This is a genomic window from Pseudomonas sp. CVAP#3 (genome assembly GCF_018986375.1).
GTDB lineage: Bacteria > Pseudomonadota > Gammaproteobacteria > Pseudomonadales > Pseudomonadaceae > Aquipseudomonas > Aquipseudomonas helvetica.
The window spans coordinates 117,696-140,081 of record NZ_JAHMSC010000002.1 but is presented as its reverse complement, the minus strand read 5'-3'; the positions used below and the strand labels follow the sequence as shown (position 1 = coordinate 140,081).

25 protein-coding genes are annotated in these 22,386 nt (G+C 57.2%); 12 read left to right on the top strand and 13 right to left on the bottom strand.

All coding sequences use genetic code 11. The features are described 5' to 3' along the window. Nucleotides 1-194: 194 nt before the first annotated feature. Complete coding sequence (locus tag KRR23_RS04175; RefSeq protein ID WP_216741475.1) at nt 195-1,106, bottom strand: LysR family transcriptional regulator; 912 nt, start codon at nt 1,104-1,106, stop codon at nt 195-197. Nucleotides 1,107-1,236: 130 nt separating this feature from the next. On the opposite strand from KRR23_RS04175, the gene KRR23_RS04170 reads away from it, so the two are divergent. Then, nucleotides 1,237-2,673, top strand: a complete 1,437-nt coding sequence (locus KRR23_RS04170) for an amidase (RefSeq protein ID WP_216741474.1) — start codon at nt 1,237-1,239, stop codon at nt 2,671-2,673. Between the two features lie 77 nt (nt 2,674-2,750). Here the strand turns inward: KRR23_RS04170 and KRR23_RS04165 are convergent, their stop codons facing one another. Further along, nucleotides 2,751-3,707, bottom strand: a complete 957-nt coding sequence (locus KRR23_RS04165; protein WP_216741473.1) for a threonine dehydratase — start codon at nt 3,705-3,707, stop codon at nt 2,751-2,753. Nucleotides 3,708-3,803: 96 nt separating this feature from the next. On the opposite strand from KRR23_RS04165, the gene KRR23_RS04160 reads away from it, so the two are divergent. From KRR23_RS04160 to KRR23_RS04145, 4 genes are all read left to right on the top strand, one after another. Then, complete coding sequence (locus KRR23_RS04160; protein ID WP_216741472.1) at nt 3,804-4,661, top strand: helix-turn-helix transcriptional regulator; 858 nt, start codon at nt 3,804-3,806, stop codon at nt 4,659-4,661. Nucleotides 4,662-4,718: 57 nt separating this feature from the next. Continuing rightward, nucleotides 4,719-5,141, top strand: a complete 423-nt coding sequence (locus KRR23_RS04155; protein WP_216741471.1) for a hypothetical protein — start codon at nt 4,719-4,721, stop codon at nt 5,139-5,141. A 605-nt stretch (nt 5,142-5,746) separates the two neighbouring features. Beyond that, nucleotides 5,747-6,229, top strand: coding sequence for a GNAT family N-acetyltransferase (locus KRR23_RS04150; RefSeq protein ID WP_054598012.1), 483 nt, complete (start codon nt 5,747-5,749; stop codon nt 6,227-6,229). 115 nt (nt 6,230-6,344) lie between these two features. Continuing rightward, a complete protein-coding gene (locus KRR23_RS04145; protein ID WP_054598013.1) occupies nt 6,345-6,779 on the top strand; it encodes a DUF6678 family protein in 435 nt (144 codons plus the stop codon). A gap of 212 nt (nt 6,780-6,991) precedes the next feature. Here the strand turns inward: KRR23_RS04145 and KRR23_RS04140 are convergent, their stop codons facing one another. Next, the gene (locus KRR23_RS04140) at nt 6,992-7,603 is read right to left on the bottom strand and encodes a TetR/AcrR family transcriptional regulator (protein ID WP_216741470.1); all 612 of its coding nucleotides are present in this window, start codon (nt 7,601-7,603) and stop codon (nt 6,992-6,994) included. Between the two features lie 85 nt (nt 7,604-7,688). Between KRR23_RS04140 and KRR23_RS04135 the strand changes: the two genes are divergently transcribed. After that, nucleotides 7,689-8,036, top strand: a complete 348-nt coding sequence (locus KRR23_RS04135) for a darcynin family protein (RefSeq protein ID WP_216741469.1) — start codon at nt 7,689-7,691, stop codon at nt 8,034-8,036. Between the two features lie 188 nt (nt 8,037-8,224). Here the strand turns inward: KRR23_RS04135 and KRR23_RS04130 are convergent, their stop codons facing one another. From KRR23_RS04130 to KRR23_RS04115, 4 genes are read right to left on the bottom strand one after another with little or no spacing between them, the layout of a single operon-like run. Continuing rightward, the gene (locus tag KRR23_RS04130) at nt 8,225-9,349 is read right to left on the bottom strand and encodes an agmatine/peptidylarginine deiminase (RefSeq protein WP_216741468.1); all 1,125 of its coding nucleotides are present in this window, start codon (nt 9,347-9,349) and stop codon (nt 8,225-8,227) included. Between the two features lie 14 nt (nt 9,350-9,363). Then, on the bottom strand, nt 9,364-10,467 hold the full coding sequence (locus KRR23_RS04125; RefSeq protein ID WP_216741467.1) for an extracellular solute-binding protein: 1,104 nt from the start codon (nt 10,465-10,467) through the stop codon (nt 9,364-9,366). A 1-nt stretch (nt 10,468) separates the two neighbouring features. Next, nucleotides 10,469-11,377, bottom strand: coding sequence for an N-carbamoylputrescine amidase (gene aguB / locus KRR23_RS04120; protein WP_216741466.1), 909 nt, complete (start codon nt 11,375-11,377; stop codon nt 10,469-10,471). A gap of 4 nt (nt 11,378-11,381) precedes the next feature. After that, nucleotides 11,382-12,434, bottom strand: coding sequence for an agmatine/peptidylarginine deiminase (locus tag KRR23_RS04115; protein WP_216741465.1), 1,053 nt, complete (start codon nt 12,432-12,434; stop codon nt 11,382-11,384). 134 nt (nt 12,435-12,568) lie between these two features. On the opposite strand from KRR23_RS04115, the gene KRR23_RS04110 reads away from it, so the two are divergent. Further along, nucleotides 12,569-13,432, top strand: coding sequence for a LysR substrate-binding domain-containing protein (locus tag KRR23_RS04110; RefSeq protein WP_216741464.1), 864 nt, complete (start codon nt 12,569-12,571; stop codon nt 13,430-13,432). A gap of 561 nt (nt 13,433-13,993) precedes the next feature. Here the strand turns inward: KRR23_RS04110 and KRR23_RS04105 are convergent. Both KRR23_RS04105 and KRR23_RS04100 read right to left on the bottom strand, forming a co-directional pair. After that, nucleotides 13,994-14,689: a glutathione S-transferase family protein gene (locus KRR23_RS04105; RefSeq protein WP_216741463.1), complete on the bottom strand. Its 696-nt coding sequence runs from the start codon at nt 14,687-14,689 to the stop codon at nt 13,994-13,996. 47 nt (nt 14,690-14,736) lie between these two features. After that, on the bottom strand, nt 14,737-15,495 hold the full coding sequence (locus KRR23_RS04100; RefSeq protein WP_216741462.1) for an SDR family NAD(P)-dependent oxidoreductase: 759 nt from the start codon (nt 15,493-15,495) through the stop codon (nt 14,737-14,739). Between the two features lie 158 nt (nt 15,496-15,653). Here KRR23_RS04100 and KRR23_RS04095 point away from each other — a divergent pair, with 158 nt between their 5' ends. Beyond that, nucleotides 15,654-16,553, top strand: a complete 900-nt coding sequence (locus tag KRR23_RS04095) for an AraC family transcriptional regulator (RefSeq protein WP_216741461.1) — start codon at nt 15,654-15,656, stop codon at nt 16,551-16,553. 18 nt (nt 16,554-16,571) lie between these two features. On the opposite strand, the gene KRR23_RS04090 is transcribed toward KRR23_RS04095, so the two are convergent. The 3 genes from KRR23_RS04090 to KRR23_RS04080 form a co-directional block, all read right to left on the bottom strand. Beyond that, complete coding sequence (locus KRR23_RS04090) at nt 16,572-17,168, bottom strand: LysE family translocator (protein ID WP_216741460.1); 597 nt, start codon at nt 17,166-17,168, stop codon at nt 16,572-16,574. A 108-nt stretch (nt 17,169-17,276) separates the two neighbouring features. Next, nucleotides 17,277-18,113 carry an AraC family transcriptional regulator gene (locus KRR23_RS04085; RefSeq protein WP_216741459.1) on the bottom strand — a complete coding sequence of 279 codons (837 nt, stop codon included), beginning with the start codon at nt 18,111-18,113 and terminating at the stop codon, nt 17,277-17,279. 241 nt (nt 18,114-18,354) lie between these two features. Further along, entirely contained in the window at nt 18,355-18,870 is a 516-nt protein-coding gene (locus tag KRR23_RS04080) for a DUF2938 domain-containing protein (RefSeq protein ID WP_216741458.1), read from the bottom strand. A gap of 79 nt (nt 18,871-18,949) precedes the next feature. Here KRR23_RS04080 and KRR23_RS04075 point away from each other — a divergent pair, with 79 nt between their 5' ends. The 4 genes from KRR23_RS04075 (at nt 18,950) to KRR23_RS04060 (ending at nt 21,255) form a co-directional block, all read left to right on the top strand. Next, nucleotides 18,950-19,390, top strand: coding sequence for a helix-turn-helix domain-containing protein (locus KRR23_RS04075; protein ID WP_216741457.1), 441 nt, complete (start codon nt 18,950-18,952; stop codon nt 19,388-19,390). Between the two features lie 220 nt (nt 19,391-19,610). Next, nucleotides 19,611-20,129 (top strand): hypothetical protein, encoded by a 519-nt coding sequence (locus KRR23_RS04070; protein ID WP_216741456.1) that lies wholly within the window; start codon nt 19,611-19,613, stop codon nt 20,127-20,129. Between the two features lie 47 nt (nt 20,130-20,176). Further along, a complete protein-coding gene (locus KRR23_RS04065; RefSeq protein WP_216741455.1) occupies nt 20,177-20,644 on the top strand; it encodes a hypothetical protein in 468 nt (155 codons plus the stop codon). 227 nt (nt 20,645-20,871) lie between these two features. Next, entirely contained in the window at nt 20,872-21,255 is a 384-nt protein-coding gene (locus KRR23_RS04060; protein ID WP_216741454.1) for a cytochrome c, read from the top strand. 88 nt (nt 21,256-21,343) lie between these two features. Here KRR23_RS04060 and blaOXA read toward each other — a convergent pair whose 3' ends face one another. Then, nucleotides 21,344-22,162 carry a class D beta-lactamase gene (blaOXA, locus tag KRR23_RS04055; RefSeq protein WP_253911921.1) on the bottom strand — a complete coding sequence of 273 codons (819 nt, stop codon included), beginning with the start codon at nt 22,160-22,162 and terminating at the stop codon, nt 21,344-21,346. Between the last annotated feature and the right edge of the window lie 224 nt (nt 22,163-22,386).

The window sequence follows — 22,386 nt, the reverse complement described above, 5'->3', positions numbered from 1 at the left end:
GTGGCCTGATGCTATCAGAACGACGGCAGGTTTCATGTTTAGAGCTTTCCATTTTGGCCGTTTTCTTCTCGTTATCACGGGCTACTTCAAGCTTTTGGCTACGCTTCTCAATGATCGCTCTTGGCCGTTTTCTGCCCGTCGGTTACTTGCAAACAGACTCGCGATTCCAAAGAGGGGACAAAAAACAAGAGCTCTCAAGAACGATCCTGCTGCGCAGACATATGTGCCTTCAGAAACCCGATAAACGCCGTTACTTTGGGCGACGGCAAATGCTCGCGGGCCGTCACGGCATTGAGATCCTGTGGCGGGCCGATCCACTCTGGTAATACCCGGCACAACCGGCCCGCCTCGACGTCAGCCTGCATGCTGTGATCCATGCCCAGGCTCAACCCTTCGCCGGCACACAGCGCATCGCGCAACAGCGCGGGGTCGTTGGCGATGATGGACGGCTCGACGAGATAATTGCGCTGCTTGGCGCCGGCCTTGCGCAGCGGCCAGACATAACCGACGTCGCGCCGAGCCTGGTGCAGCACCAAGGTGCGGTGCTCGATGAGCGCGTCAGGTGTGGCCGGTTGCCCGTGGTGCTTGATGTAGTGGGGCGCTGCGTAAATGCCTGTGGCGTAGCTGGCCAAACGGCGGGCTACCAGACTTGAGTCCGGTAAAACACCCAGGCGCAGCGCCACATCTATCTCCCCCCCGACCAGATCCAGCGGCACGTGAGACGCCAGAATCTCCAGCTGAATCTCCGGATACGCCTGACGAAATCCAGATATCAGCGGTGAAAACCAACTGATCCCGAATGAATACGGCACCGTCACCCGCAACCAGCCCCGCGGACCATCGCGTAACTGATGCACCGCCCGCTCGGCGTGCTCCAAGGTGGCGGCAATGTCTTTGCACTGATCAAAGTAAACCGCCCCAGCCTCGGTGAGGCTCAACTGGCGTGTGGTACGGCGCAGTAGCTGCACGCCAATGGCCTGTTCCAACTCGCGCACACGCCGGCTCACGGTGGTCTTCGGAATCTGCAAGGCATGGGCCGCAGCGGTAAAACTGCCCAGACGCACCACGTGCACAAACACCATCGTGTCGTTCAAGTCCCTGATCATTGAGCCACATCCAGCAGGTTTGGGAGTGGGGAGCATTGTGCCACTCGCAGCACATTTCATACCGCTTTTATGGGCTAATCAGCCGTCCGGGTGCAACCTATTATTGGGCTTCTTAACTGGAGTCCCCTTCATGAATCTGAACGAATACGCATCCTATGACGGCATCGGCCTGGCCCGATTGGTGGCCGCTGGCGAAGTCAGCGCCACGGAACTGGCAGCCCTGGCGATTGACGCCGTGCAACGCGTCAACCCACAGATCAACGCGATCATCGAACATTGGTCCCCCACCGTGACCAAGGGCACAGGGCCGCTCGCAGGCGTGCCCTTCCTCATCAAGGATTTGGCGATCACCTCGGCTGGTCGGCGCAATGAGCTGGGTAGCCGATTGGCCCAAGGTTTGGTGGCCGAGTCGGACTCCTACCTGATGCAGCGCTTCAACGCCGCGGGCCTCGCCACGCTGGGGCGCACCACCACGCCGGAAATGGCCTTCAGCACGGAGACCGAGTCCACCCTTCAAGGGCCAACACGCAACCCGTGGGACGCCCGGCTATCGGCCGGCGGATCGAGCGGAGGTTCGGGTGCCGCAGTCGCTGCCGGTATCGTCCCGCTAGCCCACGCCACCGATGCAGCAGGCTCGATCCGTGTGCCCGCAGCCTTTAACGGTCTGGTCGGGCTCAAACCCACCCGTGGCCGAAGCTCCCACGGCCCGTCGTTGGATGAAGTGTTTACCGGCTTCGGCGTACAACTCGGCCTGTCGAGAACCGTCCGCGACAGCGCAGCATTGATGGACATCGTCCAGGGCCATGCGCCTGGCGACCCTTACTACACCGCCGCGCCGGTCGAGGGCTTTCTGGCACAGGTGGGATGCGATCCGGGACAGTTGCGTATCGGGCTGCTCGACACACCGTGGAACGGCGCTCTGCTCGACCCCGAAATCACCGATGCCACACACGCGGTGGCGCTGGAGCTGGAAGCACTCGGTCATAAGGTCGAGCGAGTGAACCCGCTGCTCGGCACCTCGTGGGAGTCCTTTGTAGAAGCCAATGCCAGCATCTGGTGCGCCACCCTCGTGCGCTGGATTGATGGACTTGCAGCGGCCACCATGAGGCCCATTGACGTAAGCACCCTGGAACCCGCCACCTTCGCCTGCTACGCCTACGGCCAACAGTCCCGCGCAGTTGATTTCGCCGGCGCTCTCGAAATACGCAACCTCATCTCACGCAGCGTGGCTCACTGGTTCAACGACTTTGACGTGCTCTTGACTCCGACCTTGCCACGCTTGCCTCATGCCCTCGACACCTACAGCCTTGGTGCCGACACCATGGATGGGTTGCAATGGACCTCCCGAGTCTTCGAACACTCGCCTTTCACACCAGTGTTCAACGTCGCTGGTACTCCGGCGATCTCCTTGCCGCTGGGCATGTCTTGCGAGCATGGTTTACCGATAGGCATTCAATTTGCGTCACGGTTTGGGACTGAGGATACGCTGTTGCGGTTGGCGGGACAGTTGGAGCAGGCGCTGCCTTGGGGTGAGCGTAGGCCGGGGATTTGGGTGGGTGATTATTGAGTTGTGGGGTGCTGAAGTGACTGGGTCGATCCCGGCTGCAATCGACCCAAAGCGGTCATCTACACCATCGATTTACTTCACGCAATCACTCTCGCATACACCGAGCGGTCCACATTCCCACCGGACAGAATCACCCCCACCCTTCTTCCAGCCATTGCTTCACGCTCTTGAATCAGCGCCGCAAGGGCCGCCGCACCCGCCCCTTCAGCAAGATTGTGGGTATCGGTGTAATACACGCACATGGCCTCGGCAATCTGCGCCTCACTGACCGATACGATTCGCTGCGCACCTTGCGCGTAGATGGCAAAGGCTTCTGGAATTGGCTTACGCACGGCAAGGCCGTCAGCAAAGGTATTCGCCGAGGCGGTTTCGCATAGTGCTCCTGCGTCAAACGACAACTTTGCGGCCTCGGCATTTGTGGAAACCACGCCCACCACCCGGGTGTTCAGGCCAAGTGCGTCGCGGGCGGCGATCACCCCACAAATCCCCGAGCCACAGCCAATCGGCACGTAGACCGTATCCAGATCCGGCGCAGCCTTGAACAACTCCAGCGCGTAAGTGGCCACACCTTTGACCAACTCGGCATGGAACGGTGGAACCAGATAGAGGCCATGCGCTTGCGCCAGGCGCGCGGCCTCTTCACGGGCGTCATCGAAATCGCGGCCACACTCGACCACTTCACCGCCAAAGGCGCGCATGGCATTGTTCTTTTCTACCGAGTTACCCTCCGGCACTACAATCAGCGCCCTCAAACCCAGCGCGCCGGCTGCCAGCGCCAGGCTCTGGCCATGGTTGCCGCGAGTGGCGGCGACAATACCCTTGATGCCCGGGTGCTCGCGCTTTAGCCAGTGCATGAAGGTAATGCCACCACGCACCTTGAAAGCACCTGTAGGTGTGTGGTTTTCGTGCTTGACCCAAACGGTGCAACCCAACCGCTCGGCCAACAACGGCCAAGGGTATTGGGCGGTAGCGGGCATGACCTGGTACACGTGGTGAGCAGCTTGTTCGATATCGTCGCGAGTCAGTCTGAGCATGAGTCGTCTCCCTGAGGTTTTGCCCAGTCTAGATACGGGCGCATCACGCAGGCTTTCAAAAAACTGACCTGACTTTTGTGCCCCCGCTTCACTACTATGGTGTTCATGAACCATCGAAGCCACCTTCAGCCAACGCCCCGCCCCGAACCGGTCCGTCGAGTCGAGGCAGGGCCATGGGCGATTGAATTGCTACCCGGCGCCGCCTACGCGACCCGGTATGTAGCGCCCCAGGCAGCGATTGGCTTTGCCTTCGACAGCCAGCGAGGCCTTCACGCCATTGGCAGCGACCGAGTGCTGCCCTTCGATGCCATGCCCAACGGTCTGGCGTTCGTCCCCGCCGGCTGTGACGTGCTGTCCGAGTCCCCCATGGGCGGTGAATACCTGCGGGTAATGCGCACTGACGGTAATGTGTTGGTCGGGGAAAGTGCATTCAACAATCGCATTGACCAGCAGGCCATTACCCTCGCCCTGCGAATGCGCGGCGCGTTGTTGCAAGCCTCAGTGGAGGACGATTGGGAGGCCTGGGCACTCGCATTGGCTGAACGGGCGACGGGCGATCAAACATTTTCGGCTCCACCCCAAGGCTCTATCACCGGCAGCCGGATGCGTCTGCTCGATGAGTTCATTGACGCTGGCCTCGACGGGCCACTGGGCATACCGGCAATGGCGGGCTTACTTGGATTGTCCGAAGGATATTTCATGCGGGCGTTCAAGAACGCGACGGGCAAGAGCCCGCACAGTTACCTGATCGACCGACGTCTTGCCAAGGCCCGCGCACTGATACGCGATTCGACAGCAAGCCTGGCAGAGATCGCCCACACCTGCGGTTTTAACTCCCAGGCACACATGGCAACCACGTTCAGGCAACGCCTTGGATTAAGTCCGGTACAGCTGCGTGGATATGTGAGGTCGTTAGTGCAGGTGTCGGGCAGAACCAGCCTGTCAGCGCTATAGAGGCCTGCTCCCTTTGGTCTCTGAACTCAGCGCCCTACAATTACCACGTGAGCCAGTATGAATAACCAACTCGCCAACTTGATCTACGACTACCAGGCAAGCGTCGAAGCCGCTGTGGACTTGATGCAGCGATCCGGCATACCGCGCCCCCCGACCAATACGGATTGGGTTGGAACTGACATTCCCCAGAACGGAGAACTTGAGGATGGAGTTCGTTACTTCAAGCACGGCTATGGCTGTGCGGTCAGCTTGCCCACGGGCGCAGTAGACTTCGATTTTGGGGAGGATGGCGAGATCAGTGGGTTTGACGTATGGCGACTTGCTGGATTTGCCGACGCCAAGCTGCCGGAGTACGGCTTTGCTGATGAGGATGCACTCAAGGAGTGCTTCAAGGCAGAAGTGGCGACAGGCTCCCTGGTGTACTCCGGCTATATCCTCTACTACCTGGCGGATGCTACCCGACCACTCATATCGAAATAGCCCATCCCACCCTGCAATAGGTTCCCAGCATCGATCGCCTGGATATACCAACGGCTGGCTTGTGTCGATGGCAGACGGTCAAAAACTGGAAAACCAGTGGCTTCAATAACTTGGGGGTTTTCGCTTCGAGCCCAGAAGGGCCTTCACCCTCCTGATAGGACAGAGACAACAACTCATGCCTTCTCACTACTCAATTCAAATCACGCCAGCGGAACCATTACCAGACTTCTATCGCGTCGCCGAACATCTATGGGGAACAGGCTGCAATGTTGACACTGATGGTGATTGTGCAACCCCAGATGATCGCCAGTGGACGGAACTGACATTATCGCTTCGCGGTACCTCAGGAGAGCGTATCGACATTGACGCGCTCTCGGCCGTGCCCCTTGCGTTGGTCATCCGCTCATCGCGAGCAGCCCTATGCCAAAGCGCCGCCGAATTCATCGCGTCTGTTTCCGGAGGGTCCATCCGCGAGACTGTCAGCGCCGAGACTAAATGCGGTTAAATAAATCAGCCAAAAGCAGCCATTTGAATATCCTCCCGGCCATGAGACAAAGACCGGGAGCCCTGCGAACCACCCACACAATCAAGGAGAGTTGCAGATCATGGACGAAGCCATTACTTACCGAACCGCAACGGTAGAAGACGCACTTAGCATGTGTGAGTTGGGACAATTGCTTAACGCGGTGCACCACGCTGCCCGTCCCGATATTTACGCGGCTGCCACCCAAGACTTTTCGCGCGACCTTCCTCACTGGTCAGGCCTTTTCGAGAAACCGGGTCAGGTTGTATTCATCGCCAATGTCGGTCACCAGACCGCCGCCTTCATTACTGCCAGCCTATCGGCGAGTTCTGGGCCGCTGATGCAACCGCTGAATGTTGTTCGCATCGGATCGGTATGTGTTGCCGAGCAATTTTGGGGGAAAGGTATTGGACGTGGGCTTATTCAACTCGTTAAAAACTGGGCCATCGAACATGACGCTCAGGACTTGAGGTTGTCTGTCTGGCCGTTCAATGCACGTGCTGCTCGCATGTACACAGAGTTCGGGTTTGAGACTCGTGCTTTCGAGATGGGAATGCGTCTGTAAAGGCGATCACCCTAAAGGTGAAAAGAGGTTCAAGGGACCTCTGCGGGGGCATTCGTGACTGACAGCCAATAGCGGTCATTCATTCTTGAACACCCAAAAATCGATAGGACTGAATATGAGCGAGCTACCGAAGTCCGGCACGGGCCATGATGATGTAACACGGAAGAAAATCCATGCTGCCGTAGCGGCGAGAAACCTGGCAAGCGCATCGAACAATACCAAGTGGGATGAGCTGATCAACCATTTCCGCCAGCTTCAGGGTTGGCGCCCGTCATACCGATTCAAGTCCGTCACTGGATACATCTCGGGGTGGGATGTCGAGTGGTTTTACCATCTGCCGTTTCCATTTGCGTCCGTCGAATGGTTCGACATTGGCTTGTTGGAAGCAGCCCCCTCAAAAGGAAGGCTGCTTGCACGTACAACCATTGACCATACAGACGAAATATCGAAGGTCGTCGCACACATTGGATTCGAGTTTGACGTGCGCGCTGACGTTCTGAGAATTTGGGGGTACATCCCAAAATCGTATGAAGACTTTCCGCCTGTGTGACAGGCTGAAATTGGCTGCCTGCTAAGGAAATTCTGAAAAAGACTTCCTGATTTTGGCAAAATTTCAGGACTTCCCCCGCCGAGCTTCCAGAGAGTTCCGATAGCGCTACCTCTCCCCCACCGTTCCGGTCAGAGGTTCGCCGAGCACAATCGATCACCATCCTTACGCCATCCGGGCTGTCTGGGCCGCCAAGAGCCGGCCCAGACAGCCCACTACCCGCACAAAAAACCCACCAACGCTCGCATCACCCGTCCCTCCAAACTCACCGCATCCGTCTCCCCCCGCTCCCCCGCCGCATCGATCATGCCGTGCGCCATCGCCAGCAGGTCTTGCGCGGTCTCCAGTACATCGGCGCAGACCCACGGGGCTGACGGAAGGACCAGCGCCGCTATCAGTTCGGTATGAATGACGTTGGCCACGCGCTCATGGCGCTCTTGCAGCGGTAAGCGGCGCTCTTCGAAGTCGATGATTCTGGCCAGTTCCGGGCGCCGTAGCTGGTGGGCGACGGAGGCCTGGACCAGTGCGCGGATGCGTGCGAGGGCGTCGTCGTGTTGATGGACGTGCTGGACGTCATCAAGCAACTGAGTGGTTTCGCGTTCGATCAAGGCGACGGTCAGGGCGTCGCGGTTGGGGAAGTACTGGTACAGCGAGCCGATGCTTACGCCGGCGCGCTGTGCCACGGCGTTGGTAGAGCAGGCGGCGAGGCCGTCGGTTTCGAGAATGCGAGCAGCGGCTTCGAGAATAGTGTCAACGGTGTTGGCCGAACGGCGCTGGACCGGGACTTTGCGGGGGGTTGAGGGCGGTATTTCGAGGTGTTTGGTCATGATCGGGATGCGAGTTTTAAATATGAGTTATGACTCGTATTCTGGATTGGCTTTCCCCACTCTTCAACTACCAGGAATCATTATCATGGCAACGACATCACTGAGTGTTTTCATGTTGGTCAAGACCACCCAGGAATGGCTGGGCTTTTCAGTCGAGCATCGCTTTGAGCTGATGCGCACGCAGATGGAGCCGATTTTGCAAAAGCATGCGGCGCAGGTCTCAATGCGGTTTTTCGACATCGAGTTCTATTCGGCGCGGGTCACTGATCTGTGGCTGTGGGAAACCGACAGTCATCATGCGTATGAACTGCTGGTGGAGGATCTGCGGGAGACGCCGTTCTGGGATCGGTATTTCACCATCGTCGATATTTTGCCGGGGGTGGAGAATGCCTATGCCAAGAATTATGATCAGGCGCCGTTGTTGAGTGCGTAATGGGGGTTTCGTGTAGCTGCCGGCAGGTGGCTCCGGGCGCACCACCGTAGCAACTGTCTTGCTTCCCCGCCAAAACTATTGATTGAGCAAGTGGTATGCGGATCGACTTCAAATAACAAATCAGGCGTCTTGGGCGCCTGATCCATTTCTGGAGCCAGCGTTTATCGACGGCAACGAGTTGATCCACGCTAAACCAAAGGCTGGTGACTGGTCACACAATGGATGCCACCACCACCGGCGGCGATGGCATCGATATTGAGCTGCACCACCTTTCGGTCCGGGTAGAGCTCGGACAACAGGTCAAAGGCTTTGGAATCTGCCGCCTTGTCGCCGAACTCGGGCGCAATGACCGCTCCATTGATCACGAAGTAGTTGATATAGCCTGGCGCGAAGTCTGGATTGTTTTTGCTGAACCGACTCTTTCGTGGATTGAGCGGAGGCGAGACCGTGTGCACTTGCAGCGCGCGGCCATCGGCATCGGTGGCCTTCCTGAGAATCTCCAGATGGGCAAGCGTCACGGCGTGGTCATACGACTCGGGGTCATTGTCGAGGTTGGCGATCACCACTCCCGGCTTGACGAAGCGGGCGTAGAAGTCGACATGGGCATCGGTGATGTCCTTGCCTTTGATTCCCGGCAGCCAGATGATTTTGCGCAAGCCAAGCCTGTTCTTCAGTTCGTCCTCTACATCAGCCTTGCTCCAGCCAGGATTGCGGTTGCTATTGATCCAGCTACTCTCGGTCATGATCCCCGTGCTGTGGCCATCCACTTCGATAGCGCCGCCCTCGCCCACCAGCCGGCAGCGGATGTAGCTGGCGTCAGCGGTCCGGGCGACTGAAGCGGCCAGCTGTGCATCATCGGCATGCTGCTGTTTGTTGCCCCAGCCGTTGAAGTTGAAATCCACCGCGCCGAGCCCTCCTTCGCCATCGATAACGAAGGTGGCCCCGATATCGCGCATCCAGATATCGTCCAGCTCCGTGACAACAAAGGTGATGTTGCCCGTACCGCATTTTTCTTCAGCCAGATCCCGCTCGCTCTCGCGGCAGAACACGGTGACCGGCTCATAGCTGGCGATGGTGCGGGCGATCCGCCCCAAGGCGTCTTGCACATAAGGCGTGAAGTCCTCGTGGATGGCCTCCTGTGCACCAAAGGCGATAAAGGCCCGCCGATGTTTGTCGCCCTCGTCCGGCATATGCCAACTGCCCTTGATGGCTGCTTGCAGCCGTGGAGCATTCAGGCCCAGTCCCATGGACGCGGCTGCGCCCAGACTGGCAACCACCGATACCTGCTTGATGAACTCACGACGTGTCGACATGCGTACCTCTCCGTTCATTTCGCGGAAGCTGTCTTGAATTTGGTCCATGCCCGCATGCGCGCACGCATATCCGCCTGGGGAATGTCTTTGCCCGGGATCAGTCGTTGGTAAGTGGCGTCATCGAGGTAGATATCCGGGTTGTTACGCATCATTGCGTCGACGCTCGGCCGTGCCTTGGCATTGGAGGTGGGGTAACCGGTGAAGTTAGTGATGGCGGCCATGTTCTCCGGGCGCATGACGAAGTTGATGAATGCATAGGCGTATTCTGGATGCTTGGCGTCGACGGGGATCGCCATGGTGTCCATCCATATCGTGGTGCCCTCGCGCGGGATGTGATACTCGAACGTGGTTTTCTTGCCGGCGGCATCTGCAGCCCGTTGCGCTTGGGTCACATCGCCGCTGTAACCGAGCGACAGGCACAGGTTGCCGTTGACCAGATCGGTCACCGGTTGCGACTGGAACTTGCGGATGTACGGCCGCAGTTTGAGCAACAGTTCACTGGCCGCTGCCAAGTCCTCCGGCTTGGCGCTGCGCGGCTCACGACCGAGGTACTTGAGCGCGACCGCCAGCACTTCGTCCGGCGAGTCGATCAGGGAGATACCGCAGTCCGCAAACCTCGCGGCCAGTTCCGGTTTGAACAGCATGTCCAGGCTATTCACCGGCGCATCCGGCATGCGCTTGTTGATCTGCTCGGCGTTGTAGGTCAGGCCGATGGTGCCCCACGTGTAGGGCACGGTGGCCTTGCTCGAGTAGAGATAATGCGTGCGCAGTTTCTGCAAACCCGGCTCGATGTCATCCAGAGCGGTGAGCTTTGACTTGTCCAGTGGCTGCAAGCTGCCGGCGTGCATCAGACGCTCGCCAACAGTGTCGCCCGGGAAGATCAGGTCATAACCACTGCCGCCGGCCATCAGCTTGGCTTCCAGTGTTTCACTGCCATCCATGACGTCGTAGATCACCTTGATCCCGGTTTCGGCGGTGAATCTGGACAGGGTGTCCTCGGCGAAGTAATCGGCCCAGTTGTACAACCGCAGGGTCTTCTCCTCCGCCTGCACCGACGACAAGACACCGCTCAGCGCCAATCCCAAGGAGCAGAGCAAAAGCTTTTTGGTCACGTTCATGTCAAACCCCTTGAGTATTCCAGCGAGCGTTAATGTGACGACCATCCAGGCTTAACAGCGCCCCGTACATTTCCGGACGGCGGTCGCGGTAGATACCCCAGGTCAGGCGTTCTTCGCGCATGGCGGACAAGTCCAGGCTGTGTACCAGCACACCCAAGCTGTCGCGGTCCGCTTCGGCGAGGAGCTTGCCCTTGTGGTTGCAGATAAAGGACGAGCCGTAGAAATTCATCTGCAGGGTCGGATCGGTGGTCGCCACTTCTCGGCCGATGCGGTTGGCGGCCACCACCGGCAGGAGGTTGGCGGCGGCATGGCCGCGCATGGTCATCTGCCAGTGGTCACGTGAATCCAGCGCGGCGCAACCAGGTTCAGAGCCAATGGCGGTGGGAAACAGCAAGACTTCGGCGCCCATCAACGCCAGGCAGCGAGCGGTCTCGGGGAACCACTGATCCCAACAGATGCCCACACCGATACGCCCGAACGCAGTGTCCCAGACACGAAAACCGGTATCGCCGGGGCTGAAGTATTCCTTCTCCTGATAACCGATGGCGTTGGGGATGTGCGTCTTGCGATACACCCCCAGCAATTGCCCATTGGCATCGGCCACACTCAATGAATTGAAGTAGGCATTGCCGGCCTTCTCGAACCAGCTCAGCGGCAGCACCACACCCAATTCCCTGGCCAGCGCGGCAAAGCGTTTTAGCACGGCGCTGTGCTGATATTCCTCAGCCAGTGCCAGGTGTTTATGACTTTGCTCAATGCAGAAATACGGTGAGGCAAACAGCTCCTGTAACAGGATGACTTGGGCGCCCTTGGCGGCCGCATCACGCACCAATTGCTCGGCCTGATCGAGGTTGTGTTTCAGATCCCAGGTGCAGGGCATCTGGGTCGTAGCAACAGTCAAAATGGTCATGGCATTACCCCTTCAGTGGCCAAGCTGGCTGTTGCTGGGTGATGCAATGCACACCGCCACCGCCATGGGCCAGATGATTGATCCGCACCGGCACCACCTCGCGCCCGGGGAACGCCTGAGCCAACACTTCGGCAGCCGCGTTGTCGGCATCGATGCCATAGGCCGGCATGATGATGGCGTTGTTGGCGATGTAGAAGTTGGTGTAGGAGGCACAAAACACTTCAGCCTCGGTGTCCACGGCATCGGTGGCTTCATACAGGTCGATCAGCTCAAACGGTCGACCGTGGGCATCGGTTGCCAGCTCCAACGCACGGCGGTTTTCTCGTACCACCTCGGCATACACCGAGTGCTTGTCGTGAGTGGCGTCCACCAGCAGCACACCAGGGCGGGCGAAAGCGCACACGCCATCGACATGGCCGTCGGTCATGTCGCCGGTCACATAGTCTGGATCGCCCGGCAGCCAGACGGTCTTCTTCACGCCTAACAGACGCGTGAAGATCTCCTCCATCTCGGCCTTGTTCATGCCCGGATTACGATTGGGATTGAGCAATACCGACTCAGTGGTGATCAGCGTGCCCTCGCCGTCCACATGAATGGCGCCGCCTTCGTTACTCAACGGGGTCCCGAAGCACGCCACGCCGAGGTGATTGAGTGCGCGGCGAGCCAGGCTTTCGTCCAGGTCATGGGCCGACTTCCCGCCCCACGCATTGAAGCGCCAGCTCACACCGGCCAGCCCCTGTTGCGGGTGGCAGACGAAGCTCGGGCCAGAGTCCCGGCACCAACTGTCGTTCACCGCCAGCTCGATCAGTTCGATGTTTGGCCCACACAACGCTTTGGCACTCGCGACAGCAGAAGGGTCGACGACCATCTTCACCGGTTCAAAACGGGCAATGGCGTTGGCCACACGAGCGAAATCCTCTTGCACCAGTGCCAATGTGACACCCCAACCCGACTCCCAGAGCGCCTGGTTGTGCGGCCAAACCATCCAGGTTGCGGCGTGCCTGACCCATTCAGCCGGCATCCACCAACCCCTGTTTTGAATTTCATTCTGCTGCATGACAAGCACCTTTGAGTTAAGTCATTGTGTTCAATGAAAACTGCCTATGTGGTAGTGGCATGCATGCTACGGCCGCAAAAACGGGCAAACAAACGATGGATTTTGTAGATAAATGATTAGAGGAACTTATCAGCATGCTCAAACACTGGCCGCCGCTCGGCACCCTTCGCGGCTTTGAAGCCGCCGCCCGGCTGGGCAGCTTCCACAAGGCCGCCGAAGAGCTGCACCTCACCCAATCGGCGATCAGCCAGCAGATTCGTAGCCTTGAGGCGTACCTGGAACAACCCTTGTTCTTTCGCAGTGGCCGCAGCGTCAGCCTGACCGATGCCGGTCACGACTTACTCAGCACCACCCAGGCACTGCTGCAGCAACTGGCCGTCGGCATTCGTCGCCTTGGGCAGTACCAAAAACCCAACCAACTGGTACTCAACACCACCCCGGCGTTCGCCCGTCACTGGCTACTGCCCCGCCTGGAAGATTTCCGCCGCCAACACCCGGAAGTTGATCTGTGGATCTTCAGCACCGACGAAGTCCCGGACATGACGACCCAGACCATCGACCTCGCCGTGCGAGACGACATCAGCTCCCAGGCCGAATGCAGCTTCAAGGTGCTGCACGCCGACCGCCTTTACCCGGCCTGCCACCCCAGCCTGTTGGCAGTGCCCAGCGCACAGCGCACCACCCTGCATGGCGAACGGGAAATGGACTGGAGTCACTGGGCCGTGGAAGCTGGCATCGACGTAGGCCAGAAGGATCAGGGACTGAATTTCTCCGACCCCGACCTGCTGCTGGACGCCGCGTGCACGGGGCTCGGCATCGCCTTGGTCAGCCAATTATTGAGTCAGCCAGCGCGCGCCAATGGGCTGTTGCAACCGCTGGTTGAGGAGACCATTCGCGGCCCCAACTGGGCGTTGTTGACTCATCGTGATAGTGAGAATAATCCGATGGCGCGGAGTTTTAGTGAGTGGTTACTGGGCAAGCTGGCGGCGGGGAGATAGGTGATGTAAGGGTTTTGGATCAGGGCTTGAAGGGTGCCGCCTCCTTGGTTTAGTGCACTTTGATTTGCAGATGCATGGGAGGCTGCTTTTGGGGGTGGATTTCGGTCAGTCGTGACGGGCAGGAATCGGCTGAAGCAGACATTCCGCATCCATAAATTTCACGGCGAGTCACTCACACGTTACTGCGAGCCAAGGTAAAGTAATCTATCGCAGAATGAAGAATCTGAGAGCAATTCCTGCTGGGTCACACGACGCTTGAGCATCGTCAGGTAAATGGAAATTGAAGTAGACGATACGCAAAAATGGCAGTGACATTCTCGATCGGTGTTGGCATGACGGCGTCCTTTAACCAGTTAACGTAGGTGAAGTACAGACGCCCAGTGAACTCAAGTTATCTGAGGCCGTCGCACTATCGATCAGTGCGAAGCAAAGCTCTGTCTTGTGTACGCAGGATTTTCATCTAACGAGTAATCGTTCCATGTTTCGGTTTTTGTCTGAAGGCGACCGACAATACTCGCAAGTCAGTTGGCTCCATGGTTATTGAGAGCATGTCCACACACGCTACCGGAAGGTTTTACCGATTGAGCCTGAGAGTATTGCCTGCTGTTTAACAAGGTGCTGCTGAAATCGCTCGGCGTAATCGTCTCCCACGGCCGAGATGACACTTGGCCTACTTGCCAGTGAAGCTCGCCACGCTGATACGCGGGGAAGGTTGTCGAAGATCGGCTGGGAGACGACCGGGCTCAGCAAGTCGAAGTAACGAAAGACAGGAGCAAACACCGCATCGACCATGCCGAACGCCGATCCTGAAAAATAGGGCACTTGATCAAGCTTGCCCTCAAGCCGCTGCAATTTATCTCGAAAGGCAGCTTTCTTACCGTCAGCAATCGCGAGATCTTTGGCGTTGAGGAACTGCCAGGCATCGGAGAGCGCCGCCACGCCAAACTCTACCCAGGCGCGCTGTTGCGCGCGGGAAAGCGCGTCGTTGGAGTAAAGGCTGATACCACCCTGCGTTTCGTTGAGATATTCGCAAATGGCCATGCTCTCGAACAGTATCGCGTCCGCCCTATCCGGCAGATCCACCTTGAGTAACGGCACTTTTCCCGTCGGCGAAAGCGTCAGGAACCAATCTGGCTTGGCGGCGAGGTCGACGTCGATCCTCTCAAAGGGCACATTCTTTTCCAGCAACACGATGGCCGCACGCTGAACGAACGGGCACAACGGATGACTGATGAGCGTAAGTTGAGCGTGCGGCATGATGGTCTCTCGATAAGGCAGTGACGGATGAATTAATGCGGCTGTGGCTACAACAACTGCCCGCCCGAGATGTCAAAAGTCGTCCCGTTAGCCCAGGCCATGTCATCGGACAAGATGGCGGCTACCGCACCGCCTATATCATCCGGTAGACCGACACGACCCAGCGCGATGCCCTGTGCTACATAGGCGTTCACATCCTGATTGTCGCGCACCGCACCACCGCCAAAATCGGTTGCGATGGCGCCTGGCGCAATCGCATTCACCCGAATTTGGCGCGAACCGAGTTCTACGGCCATGTAACGGGTCAGCACCTCGACTGCGGCCTTCACCGCCGCATAAATGCTGTAGCCCGGCAGAGTAAAGCGCACGAAGCCTGAGGAAACGTTCAGGATACGACCGCCGTCTTCTACGAGCGGCAACAGCTTCTGAGTCAGAAAAATTGGACCGCGAAGGTGCGTGGCGACCAGTGAGGCAAACTGGTCTTCGGTCGCGTCAATAAAGTTCGAAAAGAGGCCATTACCGGCATTGTTGACAAGAAAGTCGAAACGCTCGCGGCCGAACTCGGTCATCAACGTATCAGTCATTGCGTTTGAAAAAGCCTCATAGCTGGCAGTATCGGTGATGTCGAGCGGCAGCATCGCTGCCTTGCCGCCCTGCGCTTCGATCTCCTGCTTCAGCGATTCGGCTTCTGCCACGCCGCTGCGATAGGTGCCGATGATGTGGACGCCGCGCTTGGCGAGGTGAAGAGCCATGTTGCGGCCAAGGCCACGGCTGGCGCCAGTGATGAGTGCGATCTGGTTGGTCATGGGCTGTCTCTGCTAGGTTTAGGCGCGCCTTTCGGCGCTTTCTTGACCTGCTCAAGATAGGCAATGACAGGTTTGTAACCCACGCCCAATAAGCTCAATTTATTGCCTGATTGTATCAATCACATTGCGCGGTGGCGGGGCGCAGGCATAATCGGCTCATGAACAACGATCTTGCACCGCATCTTGATATAGCCCTGCGCCATGCGCCACCGGGTTTGACTACCACACGGATCCCGCGTGTAGACCTCTGCGTCGGACAAGGCTCTACAGACAAGGCGCCATGCCTGTATCGCTCGATGATCTGCTTCATCCTGCAAGGATCGAAGCGCGTTGCGATTAACGACAATCTTCTGAGCTACGACAGTGAACAATATCTCATCAGCGCCCTGGATCTGCCTTTGATCGGACAGATTCTTGATGCTGAAGGGGGGCAGCCCTACGTTGCGGTATCGCTCGTGCTGGATCCGGCCATACTGGCGGAATTGGCAGCGACCATCCCGCCAGTTCGCGAGAGCGAACAAACGGGGATTGGCATCACGATAAACCCGATGACCGCATCGCTCCGCGACACCTTACTCCGCTTATTGTCGCTGCTCGACACGCCTGCCGATATCCCGGTTCTCGGCCCCATGGTCGAACGGGAATTGCTTTATCGTCTCCTACAGGGTCCTCAAGGGCGGCTGCTGCGTCAGATTGCCCAACCCGATGGCGCACTGAGTAGCATCCGGCGGGCCGTTGCCTGGATCAGGGATAATTACAATGCCCGACTTCGCATCGAGGCGTTGTGCAATGCAAGCGGAATGAGCCGGGCAAGCCTGCATCGCCATTTTCGGTCGATGACAGGCCTCAGTCCTATCCAGTATCAGAAACAGCTTAGATTGCAGGAAGCTCGCCAGCTTTTGCTTGCTGGCGAGCATCGCGCGTCTGACGTGGCGTTTGTTGTCGGCTATGAAAGCGCATCACAGTTTAGCCGCGAATATCTACGGCAATTCGGCGCACCGCCAGCACGCGACGTGCGAGAGATACGGCAGGCGATCGGCACTCCAACAAGGGCATAAACGGCAGACTGATTTGACCTACACCAGCACGGTCAACCAGGCCGACACCAGCAGCAAAAAAGCCAATGCATTGTTCATGCGTTTAAACGCCTGTGGCGAACCAAAAAACCGAGCACTACCCACGCCGAGCAACGCCCACAGGGTCATGCACGGCAAGGAGACCAACAGAAACACTAGCGACAACACCACCAGCCGCATGGTCTTTTCGCCGCCACCGACAAATACGCTCACCACCGCCGCCGCCATCATCCAGACCTTGGGGTTGACCAATTGCAGGGTGGCGGCGCCGAACACGCTGAGACCCTCGTCGCGCGGGGTAGCCGGGTCCAAGGACGGCGGCGCGCTTTGAAAGATCTGCCAGGCCAGCCAACTCAACCAGAGCACCCCGGCCCAGGCCATTGCCTGCTGCACACGCGGAAACCGCAGCAGCGTCTCGCCCACGCCGAGCCCGACTGCAAAAACAATCAGCGCCGCCGCCACGCATGCGCCAAAAATGATGGGTAGTGTGGCACCTAGCCCCCGCCGCGAGCTGTGGCTCAACACCAGAATATTGGTCGGTCCCGGGGTAATCGAGGCAACGAACGCAAACAGCAGGAAAGGCAGCAACGATTCCATGGCTCAGACTCCCCGAAGGCGCATCGAAATGGCAGAAAAGAACAGCGAAAAGGACATGACATGGACTCCTTGATCAAATAGGAAACCATGGTCGCGAGTCAGCGGGATTCAGTCTGGAAGGTTTGAGCAGCGCTTGCGGTAATCCGCTGGTGTGAGCTGGTAGGCACGGCGAAACCATCGCCCCATATGGCTTTGATCGGCGAACCCGAGAACACTGGCCACCTGTGCCGGCGACTCACCCCGCGCCAGCAGCTGCCGTGCCTTGGCCAGGCGCAGCTGGATCAAATAAGCATGAGGCGCCAGCCCAAAGGCTGCCTTGAAGGCCCGCGTCAGGCGAAAGCGATCAACACCACACGCTTGGGCCAGATCATCCAGCCCGATGTCCTCGAAGACATGGGCATGCAGATAGTCACGCGCAACCTGGGCCACCAACGGCAGGCGCGGATCAAAGGTCTGACGCTTGCGCCAATCAAGGTGGCAAGTGAGCGACCCCAACAAGGTGTCGATGGCGCTCTGGCGCACAATGCGCAAGTCACCCTCATGGAGCGAGTGGAAAGCTTGATAAATGGCAGTGGCCAGGCTCGGATCCTGGCTCAAGGTGTCGGCAAACCCCGGCTGACTGTTGGCCGGCGCGTGCTCGAACAACGCGAGCAACTCCCGTTCCAGCCAGTGCGGATCGAGGTAGAGCATGGAGTAGGTAAACCCCTCCTCAGTCGGCGCATGCCCATCGTGGATTTCCCCCGGCTCCAGCATGAATACCTTGCCCGGTGTACTGAGGTGGCGAACGCGCCGGCAATTGAACTGCTGCACCCCCTGCTCGGTGACCCCCACCAGAAAACTGTCATGCCAGTGCGGATCGTAGGCATGCCCCTGAAAATGGGCACGAATCGATTCAATCCCGGTATCGGCATCCTGGGACAGCTCAATCCAGTTGCGTTTATCCACGGAAGGCTCCAGAGGTAATGGTTCAGCTTTGAACTGTGCGGACGACTAATTTACCGCGCGTTGGAAAAGGACGTTTAGAAGATTTGTGCAGGTTGGTGCTGAGCTATAGCTGCCGATCCGTTGCATCGACCGGTTGAATCCACAGTCGTTAGCAGCCCTTGCTGACAGGCAGATATCGGCCAGAAACAGACACTCAGGACTTACGCTCTTACCCTGAGCACCACCGCTGCCCCAAAGGCACTCAACTTAGGCATAACGATGCCGGAAAGAGCAGCATCAACAGCCATCCCGCCACAAAAAGCCCCAGTCCGAACGTCAGATGCGCAGTGACGCTTCTACGCCTTGCCACGCTCGGTGCCGCTGTCTTCGAAGCGGCAACGCCGAAACCGAACGCGGGCTGCATGATGAAGAAAGGCGCAATCACACTGACCAACCCCATCACCAGCGCAGGCACCAGCGTGGGGTTGCAGATCCAGGCAAGCCCTTTCGCACCGATCAGCACCATCGCGAAGACAATGCCCGTGACGTAATGGAACACCCACCCCATCAGGCGTTCATTCCTGACAGGAGCCGCCGTCATGATCGGGGCGTGACGAAACCGCCCTTGCAACATGTGGCCCAGCCAACGACCGACCAGGCCATAGTCAAGCGACGCCAGGCCAAACACTCGTGCTTGAATAAAAGCCGATACGTCCATGATCAGCGTGGCCCCCACTCCAACAAACAGAATGCGCAGTGCTGTCTCGGCTGTTCCCATGGTATTCCTCCTTGCCTTGAACCTGTTTTGGCGGTTTGATCCGAGCAGTCTGCAGGTTCAAGTCGACTTGAGGTCAAGCATGAAAGAGCTGGATATTGGTGAGGTGGCACGACGTTCCGGTCTACCGGCTTCAACGCTGCGCTACTACGAAGAGAAAGGTCTTATCAGTTCGATAGGTCGTCGTGGCCTGAGTCGCGTGTTTCGTACCGATGTACTCCAGCGATTGTCCTTGATCGCGCTCGGGCAGTCGGCAGAGTTTTCACTGGACGATCTCGTCGCGATGCTGGACGCGGAGGGTCAGCCTGACATTGATCGCCAGCGGCTTAACGAAAAGGCTGACGAACTGGACCGTACCATCGAGCGACTCAGCGCCATACGCGACGAGCTTCGTCGCGTAGCGTCCTGCCCTGCTGCTCGTCACATTGAATGCTTAAAGTTTCAGAAAATGCTGAACGCCATCGGGACGGGGGATATCAAGAGAAAAACCGGAAAAGGCGACCTGCGCAGACGTGGATCGTGAAAGGGAGACGCGCCTGTTTTGGATCAATAACAACCCTCTCGGACAGTCAGCTGTCGGCCAAAATCGGACGTTAGAGGTCGATTGATGTCTCTACCCCAAACTCCTCCTCCCTGTACCAACTGCCTGGGCCTTCACAAGATCTAGTAACATAAGGCCACTATCCAGCAATGTCCGGCTCCTGAAAATTACAGGGGAGCCTGAAGGTATCAGGGAGCGGTTGATGTACGGGAATCACAAGTTTTGCTGGTGTGCTCTGCTGGCAGGAGCGATGGCGCTCAGCGGTTGCACTTCACTGTTTCAGGGCAAGCAGTATGTCTTTCCCCATCCGGATGAACCCTCTGCGACGGTTCGCCTTAAATATGAACGTGGCACCACGCTGGACGCCATGACCTTCAACGAAAAAGGCTGCTACGCAGGGTTCACGCCATTGTCCTATACCGGCGACTTTATCGAATCGCCGGTCGCAGTGGGCAAAGAGCTGGTATTGACTTACCGGAAGGTAGTCGGAGGTGGCCAGTGTCAAATACCCTTTTCTTTCACGCCGCAGGACGGCGCCACGTACACCTTGAAGACCGGCTTCTGGAGTGAGACCAAGACAGGCATCCTTCCCATCTTTACCAGCGACCAATATTACTGCGGAATTGGTTTAGTCAAAAAAGTAGGGGATCAGGAGAGCATCGAACCCATTCAACAGCTGCATATCGAGACGGGTTTTGCCTGCCTTACATTCGTCAAATAGGCGCAATAGGTTGTTTGGCTTCTCTCTATCAACTGACGGATTTTTTCATGCATACCCGCATTCATGCCGCTTACCATCAAGCGGCTTTCTCCCGTAGCGCCTGCGCGTGCCTGACTATCGACGACGTGGCCATCGAGCAATGGCTGGCATCTCATCTCAATGACCCCAATGTCGCCCTGCTCGGTCTTTCGTTAATTTGGTTGCTGGATGAGGACGAAGACGCTCTTGCGAAGCGTCGCTTCATTCCCGGCGAGGATGGTAGTTCCACGCTTGTACCGCTGCTAGTGTGCAGCGACGATATGGACTTCTACTGCACCGTGCTGATGGTCGAACAGGTTATTGAAGGCGACACCGTACACTGGCGGCGTTTCGGCTGGAGCGTTTCCGGCAAGCTGGAAGTGGGCATTTCCACCCGCTGGAACGCTGAAAGCCAACCGGTGAGCTTTGCCTTAGAGGACTTCCGCGCGGCGCTGGCGGAGTTCGATAAATTGCTGAAGGAACAGGTGAATCAATGACAGGTACGCCTCCTAAGTATCAGCTTCTCGAACCCGACGTTGCTGCAAAAGAAACGAAAAGAGGACAGACTTATTTATCTGCCATCAGCCTCGACGCAATGAAAAATAAATCTGCCCCCTTTTCCCTGCTTTTCAGAACGACTTGCCTATGGCAGAGTAGCTTCGGATAAACTAACGCCAGCTCAGTAGAGACGCGCTCTAGCATTCACGGACGAGACAAAACCCACATGTTAATGAAAACATCATTCATCGCTTCGCTAGTAACTTTATCGCTAATTCAAACATCAACATCCTTCGCGGATAATATCAATGGGAAAAACCTCTATTTACAGAGGTGTGTCATGTGCCACGGAATAGATATCAAAGGAACAGGACCATTGGCTAATAAAATCAATCCTCCTCCGCCTGACCTTACAACATCGGCTTTCAAAAAAAGACTAAATGATTATCCGGGCGTTATTGTATCATCGATAATACTTCGTCCAAATGGAGACTTGATTCCAAGAACTTTGCGAGAGAATGGTGTAAAGATTCCGCCACACGCTTGGAGCGTTAAGGATTTTCGCGATTTGAATCAATACATGAGTGGTGTAATTTCAAAAAATCGATGATTTTGAGATGAGCAATGAACAGGGGACGGACTTATTTATCTGCCATAAGCCTCGACAGCAATGAAAAATAAAACTGTCCCCTTTTCATTCATTTACTTTTCACTAGCGAGTTCGCTAGCTGAGGCCATTGCTCCATCAATACATCGCGCACTCGTAGTCCCGCGGGTACGGATTGCGCATGATCGTCTTGAACTAGACGGGCGAAAACCAGCGAATGCTCATCCTTTGTCGCCCAGCCGACAAACCAGCCGTATCCATGGGCTTCATCGCTGCTCCCGTCCTCCATTCGAGGAAAGGCCGTGCCTGTTTTGCCGTGAACATTCCAACCATCGGGCCGTTGGGCAATTTGCGAAATCCGACTCGTCATATCAAAGGCATGTGGGCTCACTGGCAATTGGCGATTCACCAGTCTCTTCAAAAAAGTGATTTGTTCGTGAGGGGAAATCTTCAAAGAGGAACTGATCCAGGCACGATCAAGGCCATTGTTTTTTCCGGGATCACCGGACAGGTCGGTATTCCCGTAATCGAATGCCTCGGCATATCGCTTGACCGTTGCCTCTCCAAGCGCATGAGTAACGCGTTGAGAGAACCACACCACAGAATACTGAAACCATCGAACTGCATCTGTAGGCTCCAGCCAGGCAGCGCCTCCCCAATCAGGATCACCGGGATGGTATGGCAAGGTCGGGAAATGTTCGTCTCGCAAAAAAGCTGCGTCGAAGCCCATCAGGCTTATCGCGATCTTGAATGTTGAGGCAGGAGTCACGCGACGGTAGCAATCACCCTCTTGCTGCAAAACGTCACCGCTTTTGGCATCTGCCACGATGGTGCAGATAGTCCCAGCCTGTGCTGCTGAAATGCTGAATCCCAGAGTCAATAAACTCAATGCAACGCTGCGCATAAACATGCGTTCTATTCCTTTAGTAGGCGTCCCCATAAGCCCCTCTCAAAAACCTTGAGCGACCGTAGGGCAAAACTGTTGCCTGCCCGCTGGGGCGGATGCAACTCATCAGTCCGAGCGAATTCTACCTGCAGGCGCTGTATCAATGTCAGCTTCGGGTCGTTTGTTGCCGTTGGTGATGGGTGTCCCCTATTCCGAAGTCAGAAAAGCTCATCTGGCTCATGGAGCGC